The 21,809-nt window shown below is 69.4% G+C and carries 20 protein-coding genes, 1 tRNA gene, 1 other RNA gene and 2 pseudogenes; 11 read left to right on the top strand and 13 right to left on the bottom strand.

Annotated features, from left to right (window positions below; translation table 11 throughout):
* Positions 1 to 37: 37 nt before the first annotated feature.
* From OQ02_RS42910 to OQ02_RS30200, 6 genes and pseudogenes are all read right to left on the bottom strand, one after another.
* A pseudogene (locus OQ02_RS42910) lies at positions 38 to 716 on the bottom strand (cytochrome P450); the annotation flags it as partial.
* A gap of 1 nt (position 717) precedes the next feature.
* Positions 718 to 1,509, bottom strand: a complete 792-nt coding sequence (locus tag OQ02_RS30180; RefSeq protein WP_033442031.1) for an ABC transporter permease — start codon at positions 1,507 to 1,509, stop codon at positions 718 to 720.
* Positions 1,506 to 2,462, bottom strand: a complete 957-nt coding sequence (locus tag OQ02_RS30185) for a daunorubicin resistance protein DrrA family ABC transporter ATP-binding protein (RefSeq protein WP_033442032.1) — start codon at positions 2,460 to 2,462, stop codon at positions 1,506 to 1,508. Before OQ02_RS30185 ends, OQ02_RS30180 begins: the two co-directional genes overlap by 4 nt.
* Before the next feature lie 24 nt (positions 2,463 to 2,486).
* On the bottom strand, positions 2,487 to 3,332 hold the full coding sequence (locus OQ02_RS30190; protein ID WP_033442033.1) for a DUF4097 family beta strand repeat-containing protein: 846 nt from the start codon (positions 3,330 to 3,332) through the stop codon (positions 2,487 to 2,489).
* A 77-nt stretch (positions 3,333 to 3,409) separates the two neighbouring features.
* On the bottom strand, positions 3,410 to 3,928 hold the full coding sequence (locus OQ02_RS30195; protein WP_033442034.1) for a YlcI/YnfO family protein: 519 nt from the start codon (positions 3,926 to 3,928) through the stop codon (positions 3,410 to 3,412).
* Between the two features lie 232 nt (positions 3,929 to 4,160).
* Positions 4,161 to 4,913 (bottom strand): TetR/AcrR family transcriptional regulator, encoded by a 753-nt coding sequence (locus OQ02_RS30200; RefSeq protein ID WP_033442035.1) that lies wholly within the window; start codon positions 4,911 to 4,913, stop codon positions 4,161 to 4,163.
* A gap of 135 nt (positions 4,914 to 5,048) precedes the next feature.
* Between OQ02_RS30200 and OQ02_RS30205 the strand changes: the two genes are divergently transcribed.
* The 6 genes and pseudogenes from OQ02_RS30205 to OQ02_RS45125 all read left to right on the top strand — a co-directional run bounded on the left by OQ02_RS30205 (position 5,049) and on the right by OQ02_RS45125 (position 11,173).
* Positions 5,049 to 6,056, top strand: coding sequence for an amidohydrolase family protein (locus tag OQ02_RS30205; RefSeq protein WP_231500297.1), 1,008 nt, complete (start codon positions 5,049 to 5,051; stop codon positions 6,054 to 6,056).
* Positions 6,057 to 6,251: 195 nt separating this feature from the next.
* Positions 6,252 to 6,551: pseudogene (locus OQ02_RS40300) on the top strand (DUF6973 domain-containing protein); the annotation flags it as partial.
* A 14-nt stretch (positions 6,552 to 6,565) separates the two neighbouring features.
* Positions 6,566 to 7,000, top strand: a complete 435-nt coding sequence (locus OQ02_RS30215) for a hypothetical protein (protein WP_231500298.1) — start codon at positions 6,566 to 6,568, stop codon at positions 6,998 to 7,000.
* A gap of 371 nt (positions 7,001 to 7,371) precedes the next feature.
* Positions 7,372 to 8,745 (top strand): hypothetical protein, encoded by a 1,374-nt coding sequence (locus tag OQ02_RS41450; protein WP_156077394.1) that lies wholly within the window; start codon positions 7,372 to 7,374, stop codon positions 8,743 to 8,745.
* A gap of 353 nt (positions 8,746 to 9,098) precedes the next feature.
* On the top strand, positions 9,099 to 9,746 hold the full coding sequence (locus tag OQ02_RS30225; protein ID WP_051772969.1) for a helix-hairpin-helix domain-containing protein: 648 nt from the start codon (positions 9,099 to 9,101) through the stop codon (positions 9,744 to 9,746).
* A gap of 962 nt (positions 9,747 to 10,708) precedes the next feature.
* Entirely contained in the window at positions 10,709 to 11,173 is a 465-nt protein-coding gene (locus tag OQ02_RS45125) for a hypothetical protein (protein ID WP_033442038.1), read from the top strand.
* Positions 11,174 to 11,422: 249 nt separating this feature from the next.
* Here the strand turns inward: OQ02_RS45125 and OQ02_RS30235 are convergent, their stop codons facing one another.
* Complete coding sequence (locus tag OQ02_RS30235) at positions 11,423 to 11,773, bottom strand: hypothetical protein (RefSeq protein ID WP_051772970.1); 351 nt, start codon at positions 11,771 to 11,773, stop codon at positions 11,423 to 11,425.
* A gap of 491 nt (positions 11,774 to 12,264) precedes the next feature.
* Between OQ02_RS30235 and OQ02_RS30240 the strand changes: the two genes are divergently transcribed.
* Positions 12,265 to 12,459: a hypothetical protein gene (locus OQ02_RS30240; RefSeq protein WP_231500299.1), complete on the top strand. Its 195-nt coding sequence runs from the start codon at positions 12,265 to 12,267 to the stop codon at positions 12,457 to 12,459.
* Positions 12,460 to 12,585: 126 nt separating this feature from the next.
* Entirely contained in the window at positions 12,586 to 13,113 is a 528-nt protein-coding gene (locus tag OQ02_RS41455; protein ID WP_051772971.1) for a hypothetical protein, read from the top strand.
* 265 nt (positions 13,114 to 13,378) lie between these two features.
* Here OQ02_RS41455 and OQ02_RS30250 read toward each other — a convergent pair.
* The 5 genes from OQ02_RS30250 to OQ02_RS30270 all read right to left on the bottom strand — a co-directional run bounded on the left by OQ02_RS30250 (position 13,379) and on the right by OQ02_RS30270 (position 17,689).
* Positions 13,379 to 13,451 (bottom strand) — tRNA-Ala (locus OQ02_RS30250).
* 129 nt (positions 13,452 to 13,580) lie between these two features.
* On the bottom strand, positions 13,581 to 14,339 hold the full coding sequence (locus tag OQ02_RS30255) for a DsbA family protein (protein ID WP_033442040.1): 759 nt from the start codon (positions 14,337 to 14,339) through the stop codon (positions 13,581 to 13,583).
* A gap of 66 nt (positions 14,340 to 14,405) precedes the next feature.
* A complete protein-coding gene (locus OQ02_RS30260; protein ID WP_033442041.1) occupies positions 14,406 to 15,713 on the bottom strand; it encodes an MFS transporter in 1,308 nt (435 codons plus the stop codon).
* Positions 15,714 to 15,774: 61 nt separating this feature from the next.
* Positions 15,775 to 16,596: a GNAT family N-acetyltransferase gene (locus OQ02_RS30265; RefSeq protein ID WP_033442042.1), complete on the bottom strand. Its 822-nt coding sequence runs from the start codon at positions 16,594 to 16,596 to the stop codon at positions 15,775 to 15,777.
* Entirely contained in the window at positions 16,589 to 17,689 is a 1,101-nt protein-coding gene (locus tag OQ02_RS30270; protein WP_063747182.1) for a glycosyltransferase, read from the bottom strand. The genes OQ02_RS30265 and OQ02_RS30270 overlap by 8 nt, the downstream gene beginning before the upstream one ends.
* A 94-nt stretch (positions 17,690 to 17,783) precedes the next feature.
* Here OQ02_RS30270 and hrpB point away from each other — a divergent pair, with 94 nt between their 5' ends.
* From hrpB to OQ02_RS41460, 3 genes are read left to right on the top strand one after another with little or no spacing between them, the layout of a single operon-like run.
* Entirely contained in the window at positions 17,784 to 20,129 is a 2,346-nt protein-coding gene (gene hrpB, locus OQ02_RS30275) for an ATP-dependent helicase HrpB (RefSeq protein WP_033442084.1), read from the top strand.
* A gap of 55 nt (positions 20,130 to 20,184) precedes the next feature.
* On the top strand, positions 20,185 to 20,610 hold the full coding sequence (locus OQ02_RS30280) for a hypothetical protein (RefSeq protein ID WP_231500300.1): 426 nt from the start codon (positions 20,185 to 20,187) through the stop codon (positions 20,608 to 20,610).
* The gene (locus OQ02_RS41460; protein WP_156077395.1) at positions 20,607 to 21,218 is read left to right on the top strand and encodes an alpha/beta fold hydrolase; all 612 of its coding nucleotides are present in this window, start codon (positions 20,607 to 20,609) and stop codon (positions 21,216 to 21,218) included. Before OQ02_RS30280 ends, OQ02_RS41460 begins: the two co-directional genes overlap by 4 nt.
* A gap of 131 nt (positions 21,219 to 21,349) precedes the next feature.
* Here OQ02_RS41460 and ssrA read toward each other — a convergent pair.
* Positions 21,350 to 21,722, bottom strand: a transfer-messenger RNA (tmRNA) gene (ssrA, locus tag OQ02_RS42000).
* Between the last annotated feature and the right edge of the window lie 87 nt (positions 21,723 to 21,809).

Raw genomic sequence — 21,809 nt, forward strand, 5'->3', positions numbered from 1 at the left:
GGTGGTGGTGGTGGTGGTGTTGTTGTTGTTCGGGCGCTCAGTGCTCGTGGTCCCAGGTGACCGGAAGTCGGTGGACGCCGTAGATGTTCGCGTCGTGGCGCAGCGGGACGTCCTCGTCCGGGACGGCCAGGCGCAGGGGCGGGAACCGGGTGAACAGGGCGGGGAACGCGACCCTCATCTCGACCCGGGCCAGTTGCTGCCCGAGGCACTGGTGGACGCCGTGCCCGAAGGCCAGGTGACCGGTGGCCTGCCGGCGCAGGTCGAGGGTGTCGGGGTCGGCGAACTTCTCCGGGTCGCGGTGGGCGGCCTGCACCGAGATCGTGACCGTCTCGCCCGCCTTGACCAGGTGGCCGTCCCGCTCCACGTCCGCCAACGCCGCCCGTGCGCCGGTGTGGGTGATGGTCAGGTAGCGCAGCAGTTCCTCCACCGCCCGCTCGACGCAGCAAGGCGAAGGCGCCCAACGCGATCATGTTGGCGGTGGTGTCGAGCCCGGCGCCGAGCAGGAACGTGCCGAGGCCCGCGATCTCCGCTTCGTCCAGGTCGGTGGCGGCCAGTTCGCCGAGCACGTCGTCCGTGGGGTTCGCGCGCTTGGCCGTCACCAGTCCGCGCACGTACTCCTCCAACGCGCCCCAAGCCGCGTACATCTCCTCCGGAGCGGTGTCCGGGGCGGTCAGGGTCTTCGCGTGACGGGTGAACGTCTCCCGGTCCGCGTAGGGACTAGCGGGTGGACTCGCGGTTGAACAGCTTCTTCGACCAGAGGTAGCCGCCGAACCCGATGACGACGCACCAGCCGAGCGCGATGGCCGCGTTGTTCCCGATCGGCGTGCCCATCAGCAGGCCGCGCAGGGTCTCGATGAGCGGGGTGAACGGCTGGTACTCGGCGAACCAGCGCAGCGCGGTGGGCATCGAGTCGGTCGGGACGAAGCCGCTGCCGAGGAACGGGAGCAGGACCAGCGGCAGGCCGACGTTGCTGGACGACTCGACGCTCTTGCTGGCCAGGCCGAGCGCGGCGGCCAGCCAGATGAAGGCGAAGGTCATCAGCAGCAGCACGCCGGCGGTGGCGAACCAGTCGCCGACCCCCGCCGACGGCCGGAAGCCGACGAGCAGCGCGACGCCGATCACGGCCGTGATGCTCAGCAGGGTCTGGATGAGGCTGCCGACGACGTGCCCGGTCAGGACGGACACCCGGGCGATGGCCATGGTGCGGAACCGGTCGACGATGCCCTCGGTCATGTCCATGGCGACCGAGATGCTGGTGCCCTGGATCGCGGAGGTGATCGTCATCAGGATGATCGCGGGGGTGACGTAGTTGACGTACTCCGCGCGCCCGGCGGCGGCGCCGCCGATCCCCGCGCCGAGCGTGCCGCCGAAGACGAAGACGAACAGCAGCAGGAAGACGATCGGCATCACCATGAGCATCACCGTCATCGACGGGTACCGCACCATGCGCTTGAGGTTGCGGCGGATCATCGTCGCCGAGTCGGTCAGTGCGTACGACGCGGTGCTCATGGCGTGGTCACCTTCTCGTTCTTGGGCTTGCCGGTGAGGGCGAGGAAGACGTCGTCCAGGTCAGGGGTGTCGACGCTCAGCGAGTCGACCTCGACCGCGCCCGCGTCGAGTCGGTCCAGCAGTGCCTTCAGGGACCTGAGGCTGCCGTCGTGCGGCACCCGCAGGGCGAGCGCGTCGCTGTCGCGGGACGCCTGGCCGATGACGCGCGTGGCGGATTCGAGTTCACGGGAGTCGGTGAACCTCAGCAGCACGTGGCCGCCCGGGATGCGCCGCTTGAGCTCGTCCGGTGTGCCCTCGGCGACGATCTTCCCGTGGTCGAGCACCGCGATCCGGTCGGCGAGCTGGTCCGCCTCCTCCAGGTACTGCGTGGTGAGGAAGATCGTGACGCCGCCGGCCACCAGTTCGCGGACGATCTGCCACATGCTGCGCCGGCTGCGCGGGTCGAGTCCGGTGGTCGGCTCGTCCAGGAAGATCACCTGCGGTGAGCCGACCAGGGTCATCGCGAGGTCGAGCCGCCGCCGCATACCGCCGGAGTACGTCGCCGCCGGCTTCCGGCCCGCCTCGACCAGGTCGAACTGCTCGAGCAGCGCGCTGGCCCGCTGCCGTCCCGCCGCCCGGCCGAGGTGGTGCAGGTCGGCCATCAGGGTCAGGTTCTCGTAGCCGGTCAGCAGGTTGTCGACCGCGGAGAACTGGCCGGTGACGCCGATCGCGGCGCGGACGGCGTCGGGCTCGGCGGCGACGTCGTGGCCCGCGACCCGCGCACTGCCGCCGTCGGCCCCGATCAGGGTGGACAGGATCTTGACCATGGTGGTCTTGCCCGCGCCGTTGGCGCCGAGCAACGAGAAGACGGTGCCGCTCGGGACGTTCAGGTCGATGCCGTCGAGCACGACGTGGTCGCCGAACGACCGGCGCAGTCCGGTCACCGTGATCGCGGACCGGGATGGCGTGGTCATGGGAAATCCCCCTCGGAAGTCAGGTCAGGAGCGGCGGATGGTGATGTCGCCGTACGAGGTGTTCGCACGGACTTCGACGGTCTGGTCGGACTTCTCCGGCCCCTGGCTGACGTCGTCCAGCGAGTTGCGCACCCGCCCGTGCCCGGTCTTCAGGTCGAGCCAGGCGGCGGTGCCCTCGGCGACACCGATCTCCAGGTCGCCGGTGGACGTGTTCACCGTGACCGAGCCGCGCACGACCTCGCCGACGCGGATGCTCCCGTTGGCGGTCTTGGCTTCCACCTTGCCGCCGGCCCGGTCGACGGAGATGTCGCCGTTGGCCGAGCGGACCCGCAGCTCGCCGGCGATCGTGCCGATGTCCGTGTGGCCGTTGGAGTTCTTGATGACCGCGCCGCCGCGGACGTCGCCGAGCTGCACCCGTCCGGTGCCGGTGGAGACGTCGGCGTCGCCGTCCACCGCTTCGACCGTGACGTGGCCGAGGGTTTCGAGGCGCAGCGGGCCGGTCCGGTCGAGGCGGAAGTGCCCGACCGAGGCCTTGAAGCGGCACTCCCCCAGCACCCCGGTGCTGCGGACGTCCGCGATCGACATGTCGCCGTTCACCTGCGAGCCGGCGGGCAGCTCGATCAGCACGTCGACGGACTTGGTCTTCTTGGAGAAGTCGATGGCGCGGGCCTTCAGGCCGCGGACCAGCAGCACGCCGTCGGCGTACTCGACGCGGGTCTTCTGCGCGGCCTCCACGTCGGACTCGTCGGACTCGTCGCTCGGCCGCACCTCGACCAGGGTGTCGATCCGGTCGGTCGCGATGATCTGCACGTCTCCGGCGCGGAGTTCGATGGTGACGGTGATGGGTTCGGGAGTGGCGAAAGCAGGCATGGCTGTCCCCTGGGAGTGAGTCGGAAGAACGTCCCCGCAGGTGGGGGCGTTGAAGTGGAGCGGAGTGGGCGGAGCGGCTAGCGCGCCCAACCGGTGTAGTGCTGCGCAGTGCGCTTACCGCGCCGCTCGGTGCCTTGGTCGCGAGCGGGGGTCTGCAGTGCGGCGGAGGCGGCCCTGACCAACCAGGCGTTCAGCGACCGGCCTTCCTTCGCCGCAGCCTCTTCGATCGCGGCCTTGAGCTGTTCCGGGAGGCGGACGTTGAACCGCACCGCCGGACCGTCCTCGAAGCCGGCCGCGGCGTCGTCGGCGGGTGCCGCGGCCCGGTCCGCCGTGTCTTCGAGCGGCTGCTCCGGCTGCGGCACCGTCACGACGAAGTTCGGGTCGCGGCCACGCAGCCGAACCTGGACCGAGCCGGGAGCCAGATCGCGGGTGATCTCGTCAGCCGCCGCGGAGAGGGCTTCGAGCAGCGCGAGCCGGATCGCCGACTCCATCGACACGGTCAACCGCTCGATCAGCACAGCGGCATCGCCACCGCCGGTCTCGGCGACGGTCAGCAACTCCCGACCGAGGGAATCCACGTACGGCGTCAGGTCCATGGCACCACTCTGACACACCATGGCACCACACGCAAGCCACATTGGCTCAGCCTGGCATCACAGTGACTCACCAGTGGCTCACCAGTGGCTCAACCGCCGCTCACCCCCAGCCCTCACCAGCCAGTTCCTACACGCAAGCCGCCCCACCCTTCGACCCCACGGTTCACAACCCGGCCACCCCAGCCGCCTCGCCACCCCAGCCGACCCGGTCACCGCCCCCGCCCCAATCGCCCTAATCTCCCCCTGCTGCATCTCCGGCTGCATCTCCTCCGGCTGCCAGACGATCGAGCCATTCGCCGAGCAGGTGCTGTTCGGCGCTGCTGAGCGTGGTCTGCTCGGGCAGCAAGGCGCGCAGGGTCCGGGCGGCACTGGCGGGGCCCGCGTCGCGCACGGCGGGCTTCTCGTAGGTGACGGCGCCGACCATCGATTCACGCATGGCGGTGAGCAGGGCAGGGTCCCGCTGGTCATCGGGCAGCGACAGCCAGGTGAGCACGGCACCGCGCGCCGTCGCGTGGACGATGGAGGCGGCCAGCCCTTCACCGACGCGGAGCCAACCGCCGGCAGCGAGCCGGTGGATGCGCCCCAGCAGGATCCGCATGCCCGCCTGGAACGCGGCCGACGTCGTCCCACGCCTGGGTTCGCCGTACATCAGCGCGTACAGCGAGGGATTGGCCAGCCCGAACTCGACCGCGAGATCCCAGCCCGCCCGCAGGTCGTCAACCGGATCGCGAGGATGGGCGTCCGCGTGCTTGGCGGCGAGGAAGGTCGCGTAGCCGTGTTCGGCCACCGCCTCCAGCAGCCCGTCCTTGTCGCCGAACAGGCGGTAGATCACCGGGGCCTGCACCCCGGCCGCCGCCGCGACCGCGCGGGTGGTCACCGCGTCGCGCCCCGCCTTCGCGAGCAGGTCCGCCGCAGCCTCGACGACCCGCTGGCGCGTGACCTCACGGCCGTCAGTCGTGGTGCCAGACTCCACCTCATCCTGCATGTATCAACGATACCACCGGCTTGTTGCCACCGATTCGAGCGCCTGTTATCGTCGCTATCGCCTTCACGAAATCAACGGAAACACAAGGGGTGCGCCATGCCGGAACGGTTGCGAATCGTGGGCCTTGAGGAACACGTGGTCCTGCCAGTCGTGCTCGACGCGTGGAGCAGGGCAGGGGTGTCGCCGCACGGCTACGGCGACGACCACCCGGTCACACGGCGGCTGCGTGACGTCGGCGATCAGCGCCTGGCAGACATGGACGACCAGGGACTGGACGTCGCGGTGCTGTCCCTCGCCACGCCGGGCGTGCAGAACCTGGCGGCGGCCGATGCGGTGAGCGTCGCCCGCGAGGCCAACGACGCCCTCGCCGAGATCGTCGACACGAACCCGGACCGGTTCCAAGCACTCGCGGTGATCCCGACGCCGTCGCCCGAGCACGCCGCGGTGGAGTTGGAACGCGCGGTCACCCATCTCGGCTTCCGCGGCGCGATGCTCTACGGGCGCACAGGTGACAAGCCGGCCGACTCGCCGGAGTTCGACGACCTCTACGGCATCGCGGAGAAACTGCGCGTGCCACTGCACTTCCACCCGCAGACCCCGCCCTGGGCGGTCCACGAGGCGTACTACTCGGGACTGCCCAACGGCGTGGGCCCGGCGCTGGCGACCGCCGGTCTGGGCTGGTACTACGACCTGGGCGTGCAGTACCTACGAATGATCTTCTCCGGCGTGTTCGACCGCCACCCCGAACTCCAGGTGATCGCCGGCCACTGGGGCGAAGTCGTCCTGTTCTACTTGGACCACATCGGAATCCTGCAGGGCATGGCGAAACTGGAGCGCCCCCTGGCCGACTACTTCCGCCAGAACTTCTGGGTGGCCGGGAGCGGCACGGTCAGCGAGCGCTACCTGAGGTGGACGGCCGAGGTCGTCGGGACGGACAGGATGCTGTACTCGACGGACTACCCCTACACCTTCGGCACACGCCCCGGCGGTTTCCCGTTCCTGGACACCAGCAACGGCGCCGCCCGCACCTTCCTAGAACAGGCGCCGTTCACGGACGAGGAAAAAGCCGCCATCGGCTCCGGCAACTGGAACCGCCTGACCGGCCACATCCCCACCAACCACCGCCCCCACCAACCGGCCTGACCCCACATCGCCACGACCCAATTCCGCGACAAACGACAGCAGTTCAACGATCAGCACTCCGACCTGCGACGAACTGCGCTCAGTCGTCCTCCGCCACCTCTTCGCCGACCACCTCGCCGCCGTTCCACACGACCCGGGCGGTGGTGACGACGACGTCGTCGCCACCGCTGATCAGCCGGCGGGTGAGGACCAGGTCGAGGTCCGTCGAGCCACCACATCCCGGTGGGAATGGATCTGCACAACAACGAGGTCGGCCGCAACATCGCGCAGGCCAACCCCGACGCGAGTCCCGAGCAGTTGGCGAATCTGGTCGAACAGGCGGTCAAGGACGGCAAGATGGTGGTCATCGACAAGAACGACACCCTCGTGCCCTCCAACGAGGTACCACCTGGCGAGACTCGCGAGACCAGGAAAACACCGTGGCCCACGGACAACCCCGGGCGCAACGACGACCACGACCCCGGCAAGCCGTCGGCTACTCCGGACCAATACTGATCATGCGCTCGATAGTGACCCTGATCGCCCTGCTTGCCCTGCTGGCAGGATGCAGCGAGACCGCCTCAGGAGTGACGGTGGAATTCGACGAGAACCTCGAAAAGGCGATCGGCGATCTGGCCCGCTCGGACGACTCCAGCCCGCTCAAGGAGCTGGCACCCGGTGATTGGACCTCAGTGCGCGTCCTCACCGGGCCCGCATCCGGCACGCGGATCGAGCGGGAGTTGGGTCGGCCCGTCGAGCTGGACGGCGACGGTACCTACGACGGCGATTACGTTCAGGACGGCAACCTGCTGGTGTTCCAGCGTGATGGCGAGACCGTGCGGATGGTCAGCCTCGGACAACTCGCCGCGCTCGCCGACGGCGAGTACGCCGCGGACGTGGTCCTGCAAGCGCGCGGTGGCGCCATAACCATGACCGGCCCGGACGGCCGCCCCGCAGGCCGCTGACCCCGCCGGCGGGTCCCCAGCATCGCATCCCGTCGTCTCCACGTACTCGAACAACACTGCCAGGGTGTAGCGACATTCGAGGAGTTCCCAGTCGTGGTGCCCGTCGTAGCCGAGGCTGCCGTACTCCGGGTCGACGAGGTAGAGCTTCCACAACGCCATCTCCGTGCGGGCGATATTGGGGCTCATGTTGCCGCGCCACATGGCGGTGAACAGGAAGTCCACGTCGACCCGCTTGCCCGGCGGGCAGTTGGCCGGCGCCGCGCGACCGCCTGTCGCCGGGCCTTGGCCGCAGTGAGCACGTTGCGGGGCCCGTCCGGAGCGGCCTTCGTTTTCCTATGCTGCCGTCACCGGATGTCGGAGGTGCGCGAGTGGTGACAGGTGGCGACCTGGTGGCGATGGTCGAGCGACTAGCTCCAGCCGGCACGTCCGAGCGGCCGGTGCGGCATCAAGGAATATTGCTGTTGTGGGCGATCGGCAGAGCGGCTCAAGGGTTGCCGCGGTTGGCGCGTTGGACCGATGCGCAGGAAGAGTTGCGGCCACTGCTCACCGCCCTGGGACGCGAGGGGAGTCGCCCGACGCCGCAGTACCCGTTCGTAGCGTTGGCCAAGACGCAGTGGTGGGAACTGCCTGAGGTACTCGAGGAAATCCCTAGTGCTCATGGTTCAGCTCCGCTGAAGTGGTTGAACGAGCGCAACCCGCAGGGTGGGCTTCCCCGTGAGGTCTACGACCTGCTCGCCACCAACGTGGAGGCTCGCGACGCTGTCGTCCAGGCGTTGCTTCACCGGTTCTTCCGCGACAGCCCGACGGCTGAAGTGCTGAGACTGACCGGCCTGGACGACACCGGTGCCGGTCTGGCGGAAACGCAGGCGGACGTTGTCCGGGCCGAGAACTCGTTACGAAGCCCTGACGACCGCGAGCGAACCGGTCCTCCTGTGGCGTCGAAGAGCAGAACGCAGGGCCTGGCATCCCGAAGCGATCCTCTGCTGGGCTTACCGAAGGCCGTCGACCTGCTCAGAGACCTCATCGGGATCGAGATCCGGACCGTGTCCGGCAAGTCGAACACCATCCTGCACGTGCGGGGCGACGACGTCATGGTGAAAACGGGACGCTCGCCCGAGGGACAACCCGTACCGGTGAGCGCCGTGCAGAAGGGCTTGGACCTGCTCGCCGCCCGGGGATCGGTACGGGTGGCCCCCGACGAATTGGGGCACCGAAGTTCGTTCGTGGGTGCTGTGCTGGCGGTTCTGCCCGGCGCGCGGTTCACCGGTGACCCCGCCGTGGTGGTGCTCGACGAGCTGTCGGTCGACGACACCGCCGGCGACCACCACAACGGCCGGCTCGACTCGGTTGCCCAGGTGAAGATCAGGCTGGAACAAAAGCGGTTGCGCAGCCTGCTCGCCGATCACCGGACATCCGCGCAGTGCGCCCTCTGCGGCGATCTGTTCCCACTGGACTTCCTCGTCGCCGCCCACATCAAGAAGCGGGCCTCGTGCACTGATGACGAACGCCGTGACCTCGAGAACGTAGCGATGCTTGCCTGCACGTTCGGCTGCGACGCGCTCTACGAATCCGGCTGGATCACCGTCGACGACAACGGACTCGTACGGGCACGACCACTGCACAGAGTTCCGCATGGCAACATGCGCGACCGTCTCAGCCACTTGAGGGGACGCTCGTGCACTGCCTACACACCCTCATCGGCACCCTACTTCGAGTGGCACCGTACGACGATCTTCGAGGCTTGACGGTCTCACCGCTGGGACTCCCGCACGGTTGTTGCGGTCCTGTGGGAAACCACGCCGTTCCTCGCTCCTGCCGGCCCGCAGCGGCATGTCGATGCCCGCGAACCGTCCCCCACACTCCGGGATTCACCCCTGGCCACCACTTCGCGTATCAGACAGGCTCTTCCGGCCGGCCGTGCGTCGCCGCAAACGGAAAGTACCAATTCGTTCACCGACAGTAGTACGGGTGCACCGTACATCCGGTGAAACCCTTTGGAGTCTTCCTGCGATATGCCGTCAGTAGGGACCTCACCTGCTCTGAAAGGTCCACAATCATGAGCCTTCTTCGGCGCGCACGCGGTACGTGGTACTTCGTCGTGGTGATCGCGAGCGCGGGCATCTTCACCGCTGTGCCGTTCGCTCACGCCGCTCACCGCCTGCGGAGGCCATCGCTGTGGTGGTGGACCGCGCTCTACACCGCAGCTGCCGTCGCGTTGCTCTTCATCATGCCGTCCTCACAGGGCCAGACCGCGGCGTCGACCACGGACGTGCGCAGCACGCTCGGCGCTCTCGGCGCCATCGCGATCATGGTCGCCGCCTGCATCCAGCTCAGCGGTATCCGGCGCGACGTCTACGGGCTTCCTCAACCCGTCCGACCGCCCCTGCAGCCGCAGCCATCTTGGGGTGCAGACCCCGCTGTCGCCGCGGCACTGGCGCTGCGGGCCAAACGAGAGGAAGCCCGCACGCTCGTCGCACGGGACCCGGCGCTCGCACGGGACCTCCGGATCGGTCGACCGGATCTACCACGGCAGTTCGACGACGGCGGCCTGGTGGACATCAACACCGCACCATCGTCCGTCATCGCGCAGTGCTGCGGACTCGACGACCGCGCCGCGGAGCAGATCGAACGCGCCCGCCAACAGCACCCCGTCCCCTTCCAGTCGGTCGATGAACTGCTCGTCTTCGCCGAGCTGGACGTCAGCTCGTGGGATCTGATCCGCGAACGAGCGGTTGTCTATCCGTAAGGCACAGCTCCCTGCCCAAGATCCGCCAACGCCTCGCCACTACCAGCCCCGAACCGGCGGCCCACCGAACGCATCCCCACCAACCGGCTCACAGCGACAACGCACGACCAAGGGCGAGCTGACCGCGCTCGGCGAAGTACTCGACCTGATCCTGCTCCCAGCCTCCACCGCAGTGCGGACCGGCTCGAACGATCCGCCGTCGCCTTCGAGCCGGTCATCCGTCCCGCGTCGCAGTCGACCATGTCAGCGCGCTGCATCGCGGTGTCCAGGCGGCCTGGAAGCACCCGCGCTCCGCGGGGACGGTGTCGGGCTGGCCAGCACCCGTGCACCCGAGCGGACCCGCATCCACTTGCGGGCCGCGTACGCGCCGATCGCCGGACCGAACCTCGCCGGCCTGGTCAGCAGGCGCACGCTCGACAACGCCCACAGCCCCGCACGAGCACTGACCCTGCGCGCCCGCCGCCTCGGCGAAAGACACGCATCCCGCCCACGAACCCAAGCAGCCAATGCCAGCCACACCGCAGCGCCCCCACCGCTCTGCACCTACAGGAACCACAGACGCGGCGCCGCTGAACACCCCACGTCTCGGTCACCACCATCAGCGATGTCCTCGTACGACGCTTCCCCAGCACCCACCTGCCCACCCCTGCAACCTCCAGGACACGCCCTCCCGACCCAGGCACCGCGCCTCACCCCCAGCGCACGCCCGCCGCACGATCCGCGAACGACACCGCTCGTTATGCCCCAGCACCATTCCGGCTTCTGGTATCTCCTGCTCGGGGTTGGCCGACAAGCACCACCGGAGAGCGGGTTCCGCGCCGCCAGGTGCACTCATGCCTGGCAGCAGCCAGCCCGGAATCAACCCGGTGGATTCGCGCTACCCGCAAGGCGTTGCGCCCTAGACTTCGGCAGCCAACGCCGACGACGTCCGGCCGTTGCACGCGTCAGCGGGAGGAGATCGCATGCAGGACCCTTCGGACTCGATGGAGATCGCCGAGCCTGAGGAGAACGGCCGGAGCGATACCACCGACTCGCCTGCTGAGGACGCTCCGACATCCGACTCGGACAGCGACTCGACGACGACGTCGACGGTCCTCGTGGAAGTGCTTCCAGGGGTGGCTATCGTCGGCGGTGAGGTCCCGCCGGAGCTGAAGCCCGATCTGATCGACTTCGGGATCGTTCCGGCTGCCGACCGCAAGCAGATCTCAGCGATCCTCGCCTCGATCGGGAGGTACATCAACCGCGCGGCGTGGCGAAGCGGATATAACGGAATGGATGTTGACGCTTACCAAGTGCGTGGAGGCGGCAGCCGGGTACCGGTGGATGCTCGGCCGGACCACAGCGCGCGACGCTTGGAGAACGGCTGCTCCGGAGCGAGCGTCGGCTCCGTCGCGAAGCGCCGGGTTCGAACGCGTGTCCTTCTTTGACAGAAGTTCTACTCAGACAGTCGACCAGCCTCGGATTTTGCGCCTGTAGTTGAGTTTACCGACCGACTCGGCTTGTTCAGGCCTCTGTCCTGGCACTTCCCATCGCGGACATGTGCGCGACGGTGAACCTGAACGAGGGTCGGAGCGGACGAAGTTCACCCTTATGGGGGCATCGGTGGCCGCGACACGCGCAGACGAAGGGGCGCCCTGCAAACAGGGCGCCCCTTTGGATCTTTCCGCTTCAACCGGTCAGGCGGTGTTGAGGACCGGCTTGTTCATGAAGGTGTTCACGCCCAGCAAAATCAGAATTACGAGCTGAACGGTGATCAGTCCGACCGTTGCCCAGTGCGGAAGATCCTCAGGCACAGCCTTCAACGTCATCGCCGGCGCGGCGAGCGCGCCGACGACCAACAGCACGGTGACCGCCGCCTCGAGAAGCTGGGAGGCATGGCTCGACGGCATAGACACATCCACCGCGAACTCTCCCTTCTCGATGCGCAACCGCGCCTCGTGGGTGGGACGTTCGTCCCCGATCGACTCCAACTCGGCGAAGACCGTAGCTTCGATCGGAACTTCGCCGTCGTGCGCCGGGTTGTCCAAGTCCGGTCCTTTCTCTTGCGGATCTCACAGGCCCCTGCTGGGACTGGAGGTCCGGACGGGCGTCATGCCCCACCCCCTGGAGGGGCTCGACGCCCAGCACGGGTCACGCAGGCAGCTGGACGGGCTGCCGCCCGTGATTCAGAGAAGCGGCTGACCTCCCTGGGGATGTGTCAGCTGCTCCTCTGGATCACCGCGTGGATCGGTGACGCAGCAAGTGGTCATTTCGCTCTCCTCGTTCTCTCCGGGTTCGGCGACGGGATGTCGCCGTAGCGGCAACCCTCGCGGCTGCCGTAGGAGAAGTCTGGCATGCTCGAGGCACCTAAGCAACACTTCTCACACATTTTCTGTGTCAAGTGATGGTGTCGAAGTGTGTGATCTGCGAGGATGGGGGGACCTGGACGCAGAACTGCACCGGGAGTCACGGAGGGAGTACAGCTATTTCACCGTCGAACGAAGCGGAGGCCGTAGAAGGGCCTGCGGTGGTTGCCCGCGTGAACATCGCCCTGGTCAAGGAGAGCGCCAAGGCTCTCGTCAAGCTTCAGGGCGACACAGGGCTCAAGAAGGTCGACATCGTCAACCGGGCGATCCAGCTCTACGAGTTCATCGCCGGCGAGCTGAAGGACGGTCGTCAGGTCGTGGTGCGTGGTGACGACGGACAAGAGGTGCTGGTGAAGATCTTTATGTGACCGATTGGGGTCAGGACATGGCACGGCCATCCGAAGGGCGCCTGGTTCTCCAGATCAGGCGCCCACGGCGTGTCACGACCGACTTCAGGACTTGAGATCCGGGCGCTGACCTGGTAGAACCAGGCGTTGTTCGTGGCGGTGTGGTTCCCCAAGCCGGAGAACCTGGCCGTACCCGGCGCCGGCTTCGGCATCAGCAGGGCCACCGCGCACCGTCACCAGGACGAGGCCGCCACCGCGCTCGCCGACCAGGCCTCGGACCTGCACGACGCCCTGCGACGCGCCGAGGACGAGGGGCTGGGCCACGTGGTCCTCGACGGGAAGGTCTTCTCTGCCGACCGCCTTCGTGAGAAGACCACCAGCGTGAAGAGATCCTTAGTGACCGAGCAACGTTCGGGCGTGTCTTTCGAGCGGTTCGGCGAGGTCGGGGAACTCTCCGCCGCCGATTCGGCGCGACAGCCGGGCGATGGTGCAGAGCTGCGCGAACCGACCCGCATCCGTGTCGAGGATGTCGGCGTAAACGTCGTGTACTCGCTGCGCGATTCGTGGGCGTCAGGAGGCTGTAGCACAGCAGGGTCGCTACGGGTCGCACATGTTCGGCACTCGCGGCGACACCGGTCGTTGCGCGAACCGCTCGGCCAACGCCGCGCCCGTTGACGGCCGTTCGGGACCATTGCGGGGTCGGTACACCGGAGCCGGGCATCGGCAGCCGCTACGGCCACCGAAAAGCCACTCAACAGATCCACCCGGCCGGGTCACCGAGACCTGGAGCACACTGCTGACAACATTTCGTGCGAAGCGACCGCCTGCTCCATATTTGCTCCAGATCGGCAGGTCCAGTCCACACTGGACGGAAAAGCAAGATCGCCCGCCGAACCTGTTTTAGCAGGTCAGCGGGCGATTCGTATGCTGTATTCGATTGTGGAGCTGAGGGGACTCGAACCCCTGACCCTCACACTGCCAGTGTGATGCGCTACCAGCTGCGCCACAGCCCCGTGCCTGCACGTTTCCCGGCGGTTGGGGCCGCCGTTCTCGTGTGGCAATACCGTACAACATCGCCCCCTCACGGACGAAATCGGGGGGTCGTACACAGCATCAGGGCAGCTAGACGGGGTGGGACCGGCCTACTTGACCAGGTTCGCCAACCAGTCCTCGTCGTCCCAGTCCACGATCTTGCCGTCCTGCATCACAGTGGGCGTGCCGCCGAAGTTGCCGCCCGCCTTCACCTCGTCCAGCTCGGCCTGCGCGTCGTCCTCGTGCGCACCGTTCTCCACGCACTGCTTGAACGTGTCACCGGTGATCCCGAGGTCCGTGCCGAGCTTCACCAACTCCTCCTTGGTGTACCCCGGACCACCCTCCTCGGGCTGCTTGGCGAACAACGTCTCGTGGTACTGCCAGAACTTGTCCTCGTCGGCCGCGCACAGCGCCGCGTTCGCGGAGTCCCGCGAGTACCCCTCCGGGTCGGAGTACCTGATCAGGAACGGCAGGGCGTGGTACCTCACCTTGAGGGTGCCGGCCTCGATCTCCCGCTTGATCTCGTCGCCGTAGACCTTCTTGAAGGTGCCGCACGCCGGGCAGAGGAAGTCTTCGTAGATGTCGATGGTGGCCTTGGCGGTGTCCTTGCCCACCACCACGGCACCGCCGTCGCGCACGATCGGCGCGGACACGCCGGCGACCTCCTGCGGCGCGGCCAGCGGCTCTTTCCCGTTCGACTTCGTCCAGAGGACCCCGCCGATCACGGCCACCGCGAGCACGGCGACGACCACGATCCCGATGACGATCTTGGACCGGTCGCCGGACGCACCGCGTGCCGCGCTCACCGCCGTAGTCGCCGCCCGCTGCTGCTGCTTCTTCTTCCGAGCGTTGCGCTCCGCGCCACCCACAGCTCAAATCCTTCCCGGTCGACCTCGCGCGAGGCTACCGAGCGATGCTGAGCGGAACCTGAGTGCTCACGCGTCCGGCTGACGGGGACGTCCCGCCACGCGCTCGCCGACCGGCACCTCGGGCCCCTCGTCCAGACACCCGGACTCACCGGCCACCTCGGCCGCGACGTGCGTCTCCGCCTCGCGCGGCAGGGTTTCGGGTGCGAAGAGCCAGAACACCAGCGCCACGGCCGCCATGGCACCCGTCAGGGTGAACGCGGCCTGGTAGGAGAACTGGTCCACCAGCACACCGGCGAGCAGCGGCCCGACGATGGCGCCGCAGTCGGCGACCATCTGGAACGCGGCCAGCACCGGCCCGCCCTTGGCCTTGGCGCCGATCACGTCGGCCACCACGGCGTTCTGCGGTGGGTTCAGCAGTCCGGCTCCGATGCCCGCAACCAGCGACGCCGCCATGAACATCAGCACACCGCCGCTGAAGCCGAGCCACACCGTGCCGACCGCGGACACGGCGAGTCCGGCGATGGCCATCGGCTTGCGGCCGATGCTGTCGGACAGCTTCCCGGAGATCATCAGCACGGCCGCGTTGCCCGCCGCGAACACCGACAACGAGATGCCGGCGATGGCGGGCGTGCTGTGCAGCGCCTCCACCACGAACAGCGGCACGAGCGAGATGCGGACGCCGAAGACGGCCCAGCCGTTCGCGAACCCGGACGCCAGCGCGGCCCGGTAGGCGGCCATCCGCACGGCCGCGCGGACCGGCATCGACACCTGTTCGGTCGAGTTGTCCAGTGCGGCGAGCGTGGACCGGCGCAGGTACCACCAGACGACGAACGCCGCGACGACCAACGCCCCCGCGTACGTCACGAACGGCACCTGGATGGAGATCTCGACCAGTGCCGCGCCGACGATCGGGCCGCCGATGTTGCCGAGCAGGAACCCGGTGGCCCACAGCCCGGACGCCCGGCCGCGCAACGCCGCCGGCGTGATCCGGATCAGCAGGCCGACCGCGGCGACGGTGAACATGGTGGAGCCGATGCCCGCGAACGAGCGGAACACGATGAGCTGCCAGTAGGCGGTGGCGAAGCCGCACGCGCCGGTGCCGAGCGCCACGATGAGGATGCCGACGATGTAGACCCACGTCTCGCCGAACCGGTTCACCAGCCGACCGCTCATCGGCGCGAACAGCAGCCTGACCAGCGCGAACGAGCTGACCACGGCGGACACGGCGAACGTGCCGACGTCGAAGCTCTTGGCGTACGCGGGCAGCACGGGCGCGACGATCCCGAAGCCGAGGGCGATGATGAAGCTCGCCACGACGAGCACCCACACCTCGCTGGGCAGCCGGGGCTTGACCTTCGCATCGGACCCCAGCACTGTGCGCCCCTTCCGATCTCCGTTAGCTGTGCTAAGCATATGCGGTACGGCAACTAAATTCTCAATCGAGCAGCTCGTCGACTCTGCGTGCATAAGCGGTAACCGGGTAGGCGACGTCGAAACCACACGCCTCCACGAACCGCTCCCCCGCGCCGCCCTCGGCCACGTGCGAGGCCACCAGCAGCGCCCCTGCCTCCCGCAACGCCGTCACCACACCACCCACCAGCGCACCGCCGAGCCCCCGTCGACGCCGCGCCGGCCGCACGACCGCGTGCTCCACCAGCCCGACCCGGCGCTCACCGAACCCGGACGCGAACCCACCGATCCGCTCACCTCCCGGACCGTCGTCCACCACGACGAACACGCACCGCGGGTCGTCCAGCCGCTGCCCGAGGTGCCGCAGCAGCCGCGGGCCGTCCACGCCCAGGTCGTCGGCGAGCAGTTCGGCGATGCCTTCGAGGTCCGCGTCACGCGCCGCGCGCACGAGAGGCGACGGCCGCACCTCACCGCGGTGCACGACGGCCAACGCCTCCTCCACCGCGTGCCACCCGGTGTCGTCGGCGATGCCCTCGATCTCGGCCACCGTCGTCGGTGACGCGTACAGCACCGCTTCCGCCCGCCCGACGTCGGCGAACGTCTGCTCCAACCGCATCAACGTGCCCGCGACCTCGGCCGACGACCCGTACACGGCGCACGCGTGGTTGCCGCCGGGCAGCGGGTTGTCCCGGTTCACCACGACCTGCGCCACGCCGACCCGGCCGACCTTGCCGTACCGGACGGCGCCGGACGCCAACCGGGCGGCCTCCACCAGTCCGGCCAGGTCACGGGCCCGGTACGGGTCGAGCAGGTCCGGGTCGTCCGGGTCGCGCAGCGGGTCAACCACGCACGTCCCGGCCCTTCCACTTCGCGGTGCCGCGCAACGCCTGCCACGCCGCGTCCAGCGACATCGCTCCGAACACCGCGTACGACAGCGGCGCGAGCACCGCGGCCGACTGCGGCTGCCGCGAGCGCCGCAGGAAGATCCACCCGGCGACCGTCTGGCCGAGCAGCGCCAGCATCCCGAGCCTGGACCCGCGCAACGCGGTCACCGCCGGCACCACCCCGTACGCGATGTGCGCGAGCCCGGTCGACCCGAGCGACAGGAACGCGGTGGCCGGCCCCTTCGCGTACATCGACGTGCCGGCGACCATGCTCTTGCGCATCGACGCCCACATGTCGCCGAACGTGTCCATCCCCGACGTGGTCAGCGAGTCCGCCCCGTCCACGTACCGCGTCCTACCGCCGGTGTCGCGGACCAGGGTGGCGAAGCCGACGTCGTCCGCACGCGACCCGGCGATCGCGGACCAGCCGCCCGCCCGCTCGTACGCCGCACGGCTGACCAGGATGCAGTGCCCGACGGCCAACGCCATCCCGCGCCGCCCGTCCACGGTCGTCGTCTCGAACAGCAGCTGGTTCACCGGCGGCAGCAGCAGCCACCACCCGGCGCTCGGCCTGGTGCCGCGGCCGGACGTGGACACCAGGTCCACCCCGTCCCGCCGTGCGCCCGCGAGCAGCCGTCCGACCAGGTCGGGCGCGGCCTCGGTGTCGGCGTCCATGAACAACAGCCAGTCGGTGTCCACGTCCGCGCAGCCCACGTGCAGCGCGTGCACCTTGCCCGCCCACCCCGACGGCGGTCCGGAGCTGCTGATCAGCCGGACCCTCGGGTCCTCCTCCGCGTGCCGCCGCACGATCTCGGCGGTGCGGTCGGTCGACGCGTCGTCCACGACCACGATCCGCAGGTCCGCGTAGTCCTGCTTGCGCAGGCCGGACAGGCAGCCGTCGATCGTTCGCTCCTCGTTGCGCGCGGGCACGACGACCGTGACCGGCCCGGCGTCGACCGTCGAGGTGGGCAGCCGCTTGACCTCTTGCCAGACCTTGATCGCCACTGCGGCGCGGGCCAGAGCCACCGTCGCGCCGAGGACACCCCATTTCCCCATTGGTCCACAATGGCACACACCTATGGACGGACACCGGCTCACCTCGAACCCGCCGAACCCGCCGGCCCCAGCGAATCCGCCGACCTTGCCGAACCTGTCGAACCTGTCGAACCTGCCGGACCTGCCGATCCGCCCGGTGCTCGGCGAGATCGCGGACACGCTGGCGGCGCACGGCTCGGCGGTGCTCGTCGCGCCGCCGGGCACGGGCAAGACGACGTTGGTGCCGTTGGCGCTGGACGGTCGCGTAGTGGTGGCCGAACCGCGTCGCCTGGCCGCACGTGCCGCAGCCGCGCGGATGGCGAGCCTGCTCGGCGAACCGGTCGGGCAGACCGTGGGCTACTCGGTGCGGGGCGACCGGAAGACGTCGAAGAACACGCGCATCGAGGTGGTCACCTCGGGTCTGCTGGTGCGGCGGTTGCAGCACGACCCGGAGCTGGCCGGCGTCGGCACGGTGCTGCTGGACGAGTGCCACGAACGGCACCTGGACGCGGACCTGCTGCTGGCGCTGCTGCTCGACGCCCGCGCCGGGCTGCGGCCGGACCTGAGGTTGCTGGCCACCTCGGCGACCGTCGCGGCCGACCGGCTGGCGCAGCTCCTCGGTGACGCGCCGGTGATCCGGGTGGAGGCGCGGACTTTCCCGGTGGACGTCGCGCACGTCCCGGCGGCACGCCGTGAACGGGTCGAGGCCACCGTCGCCCGCGCCGTCCGACAAGCCCTGTCCGAAGTGGACGGTGACGTGCTGGCGTTCCTGCCGGGTGCGGCGGAGATCCGGCGGTGCGCGGCGCTGCTCGGTGACGACGTGGACGTGCTGCCGCTGCACGGTCGGCTCACCACCGCCGCGCAGGACGACGCCCTGCGCCCCGGTTCGCGGCGGCGGGTCGTGCTGTCCACCGCTATCGCCGAGTCGAGCCTGACCGTGCCGGGCGTGCGGGCGGTGGTGGACTCCGGGTTGTCGCGCGTTGCCCGGGTCGACCACCGGCGCGGGCTGTCCGGTCTGGCCACGGTCCGCGTCAGTGCCGCCGTCGCCGACCAGCGCGCGGGCCGGGCGGGACGTGAGGCGCCGGGCCGCGTCTACCGGTGCTGGCCCGCGCACGAGCACAGCACCCTCCCCCGCTACCCCGAGCCGGAGATCCGGACGGCCGACCTGACCCGGCTGGCGTTGGAGCTGGCCTGCTGGGGCGTGCCGGACGGTTCGGGGCTCGGCTGGTGGGACTCGCCGCCGCCGGGCGCGCTGGACGCCGGCCGCTCGGTGCTGCGGGCGTTGGGCGCGTTGGACGACGACGGCGGCGCGACCGACCGCGGCCGGCGAATGGCAGCTCTCGGGCTGCACCCCCGCCTGGCGCGGGCGTTGCTGGACGGCGCGGCAGCGGTGGGCGCGCGTCAGGCCGCGTCGGTCGTAGCCCTGCTGGACGACGACCGGTCGAACTCCGGCATCGAGCTGGCCGTGCGCGACGCCGACCCGCGCGAGGTGCGCCGACTGGCCGCGATGGTGGACGACCCACCGAACCGGAAGGCTTCCGACCCGGCGCTGGTGGTCGCGCTCGCCTACCCGGAACGGTTGGCGCGCCGCCGTTCTGCCGGTTCGCCGGTGTACCTGATGGCCGGCGGGACGGCCGTGGAACTACCGCCGGGCAGTGCTCTGGCGGACGCCGAGTGGCTGGCGGTGGCGATCGCCGACCGGGAGCCGGGCCGCACGCACGGTCGGATCAGGTTGGCCGTGCGGGCGGACGAGGAACTGGCGGTGACGGCCGCGGCTTCCCTCCTGGCGTTCGAGGACGACGTCCGGTGGGACGGTGACGTGGTGGCGAACCGGCTGCGCAAGCTGGGCGCGATCACGTTGTCCAGCAAGCCGTTGCACGACCGCGAGGCGATCCGCCGGGCGTTGGCGGACGGCCTGCGCGCGGAGGGCATGGGCCTGCTGCGGTGGGACGCGGACGGTCTGCGCACGCGTGAGCGGATGGCCTTCCTGCACCGCGTGATCGGCGATCCGTGGCCGGCGGTGGACGACGAGTCGCTGCTCGCCGTCGTGGACGTGGGTGACGCTCGGCGCAAGGCGGACCTGGCGCGGATCAGCGGTGAGCAGGTGGTCCGGCGGTTGCTGCCGTGGCCCGCGGCGGCCCGGTTCGACGAACTCGCCCCGGATCGCCTGGAGGTGCCTTCGGGTTCACGCGTAAGGGTGGACTACTCGGCGTCCCAGCCCGTGCTGCCGGTGAAGGTCCAGGAGGTCTTCGGCTGGACCGAGACGCCCCGGCTGGCCGACGGGCGGGTGCCGATCGTCCTGCACCTGCTGTCCCCCGCGGGTCGGCCGACCGCTGTGACGGGCGACCTGGCGTCGTTCTGGCGGACCGGTTATCCGCAGGTCAGGGCGGAGCTGCGGGGCCGGTACCCGAAGCACCGCTGGCCCGAGGACCCGATGACCGCGCGTCCCGCCCGCCGCTAGCTACTTGACGGCACGCGTCAAGTACTTGACGATAGCCGTCAAGGAGGTGGTCCACGTGCTCGCAGAACAGCTCGCCACGATCATCCGCACCCGGCTGCTGGACCCGTTGGAGATCCTGTTCGACGACGTCGGCGACCTGCCGTCCCGCGCCGACGCGGTGGCCCGGCAGTTGGCGGCGGCCATGGAGGGCGACGACGACGCGGCGGCCGTGCACGCCATCGCGAGGCTCGTCGGCGCGCTCTACCCGGGCGACGCGCCGTTCGACCCGCCCGCCGAGTGGTGGCGCACACCGCTGGGCCAGGTCGTGGCGCGGCGGATGGGGCACCCGGCGACGACGGCGGTGTCGTACTCGGTGGCCGGCGCGATGCTCGGCGTCACCAAGCAGGGCGTCCACGACCTCGTGCGGCGCGGGAAGTTGGAGCGGAACGCGGACGGCGGCGGCGTGACCGTCGACTCGGTGAGGGCGAGGTTGACGACGTGAGGGTGCTGGCACTGCACGGGGCGGGCGGGTCGCCGGCGGACTGGGACGGGGTGATCAGCGCCCTCGGCGGCGCCCACGAGCTAGTCCCGCTGACCCTCGACGGCCCGTGGGACTGGGACTCCGTCCTGGACCGGATCGAACCGCACGCCACCGACAACCCGGCCGTGGTCGGCATGTCGCTGGGCGGCATGGTCGCGGCGCTGTGGGGCAGGCGCCACCCGGAGTGCCCGGCGGTGATCGACATCGACGGCCACGGCGTGCCCACGCAACCCCAGCGCTACCCCGACCCGACCGCGGTGGCCGACGACATCGCCGCCCTGCGCGAAGTCTTCCGCGGCTTCGGCCAGCCGGAACTCCAGCAGGCGATCGAAGAACTCGACTGCTTCGAGGTGTTCCACGACGTCCGCTGCCCCATGCTGCTGGCCGTCGCCACGAAACCCATGCCGGGCCAGGCCCTCTTCGAGCAGTACCACCGAGGCCTGCTCCGAGACCTGGCCACCCTGCCGGCCACCATCGAGGTCGTCCGCATGGACGCCTCGCACGCCGTCACCTTCGAAGACCCCGCCCTGGTAGCCACCCTGATCAAGGACTACCTCGACGGCCGCTGACCCGGACCGCTCAACACAACCACGCGCGGACCGGGGTCGGGGCCAACGCCCACCGGGCGGGGCGGGTCGCACCCCCGCAAAGCACAACGGCCGACCCGGTTCGCGCTTCCGCGAACATGGGTCGGCCGAGGCCGTGGAGGTGCCGGGAATCGAACCCGGGTCCTCTGCCGCATCATCAAGGCTTCTCCGTGCGCAGTCCGCTACATCTCTACTCGGCCCCGGTGATCACGCGGACAAGTCACCGTGATGAGCCCAGCCACTGTGGGTGTCCCAACCGTTCCCCGTGGCCGGGGACGGCGGTGAGCCTCCTAGCTGATGCCGGCGACCGGAGCGGAGGCACCTCCGGGCCGACAGCGTTGCTCCTAGCCTCAGGCGGCGAGGGCGAACGCGCGCTGGTCGTTAGACTCGGCGCTTATTGGTTTGCGATGACGCTTACGGTGGTCTCTCGCCTGCACCGGCACGCTTCCCTTGAATCAACGCACAAAGTCGAAACCGTTCACCCCCGTGTTGTGGGTCCTGCTGCGCACAGCATAACGCCCCGCGCACCCCGGTTCATTCCGATTAGGTTGGTAGGGCTGTCCCCACCCCTCG

This window comes from Saccharothrix sp. NRRL B-16314 (assembly GCF_000716595.1).
Lineage (GTDB): Bacteria > Actinomycetota > Actinomycetes > Mycobacteriales > Pseudonocardiaceae > Actinosynnema.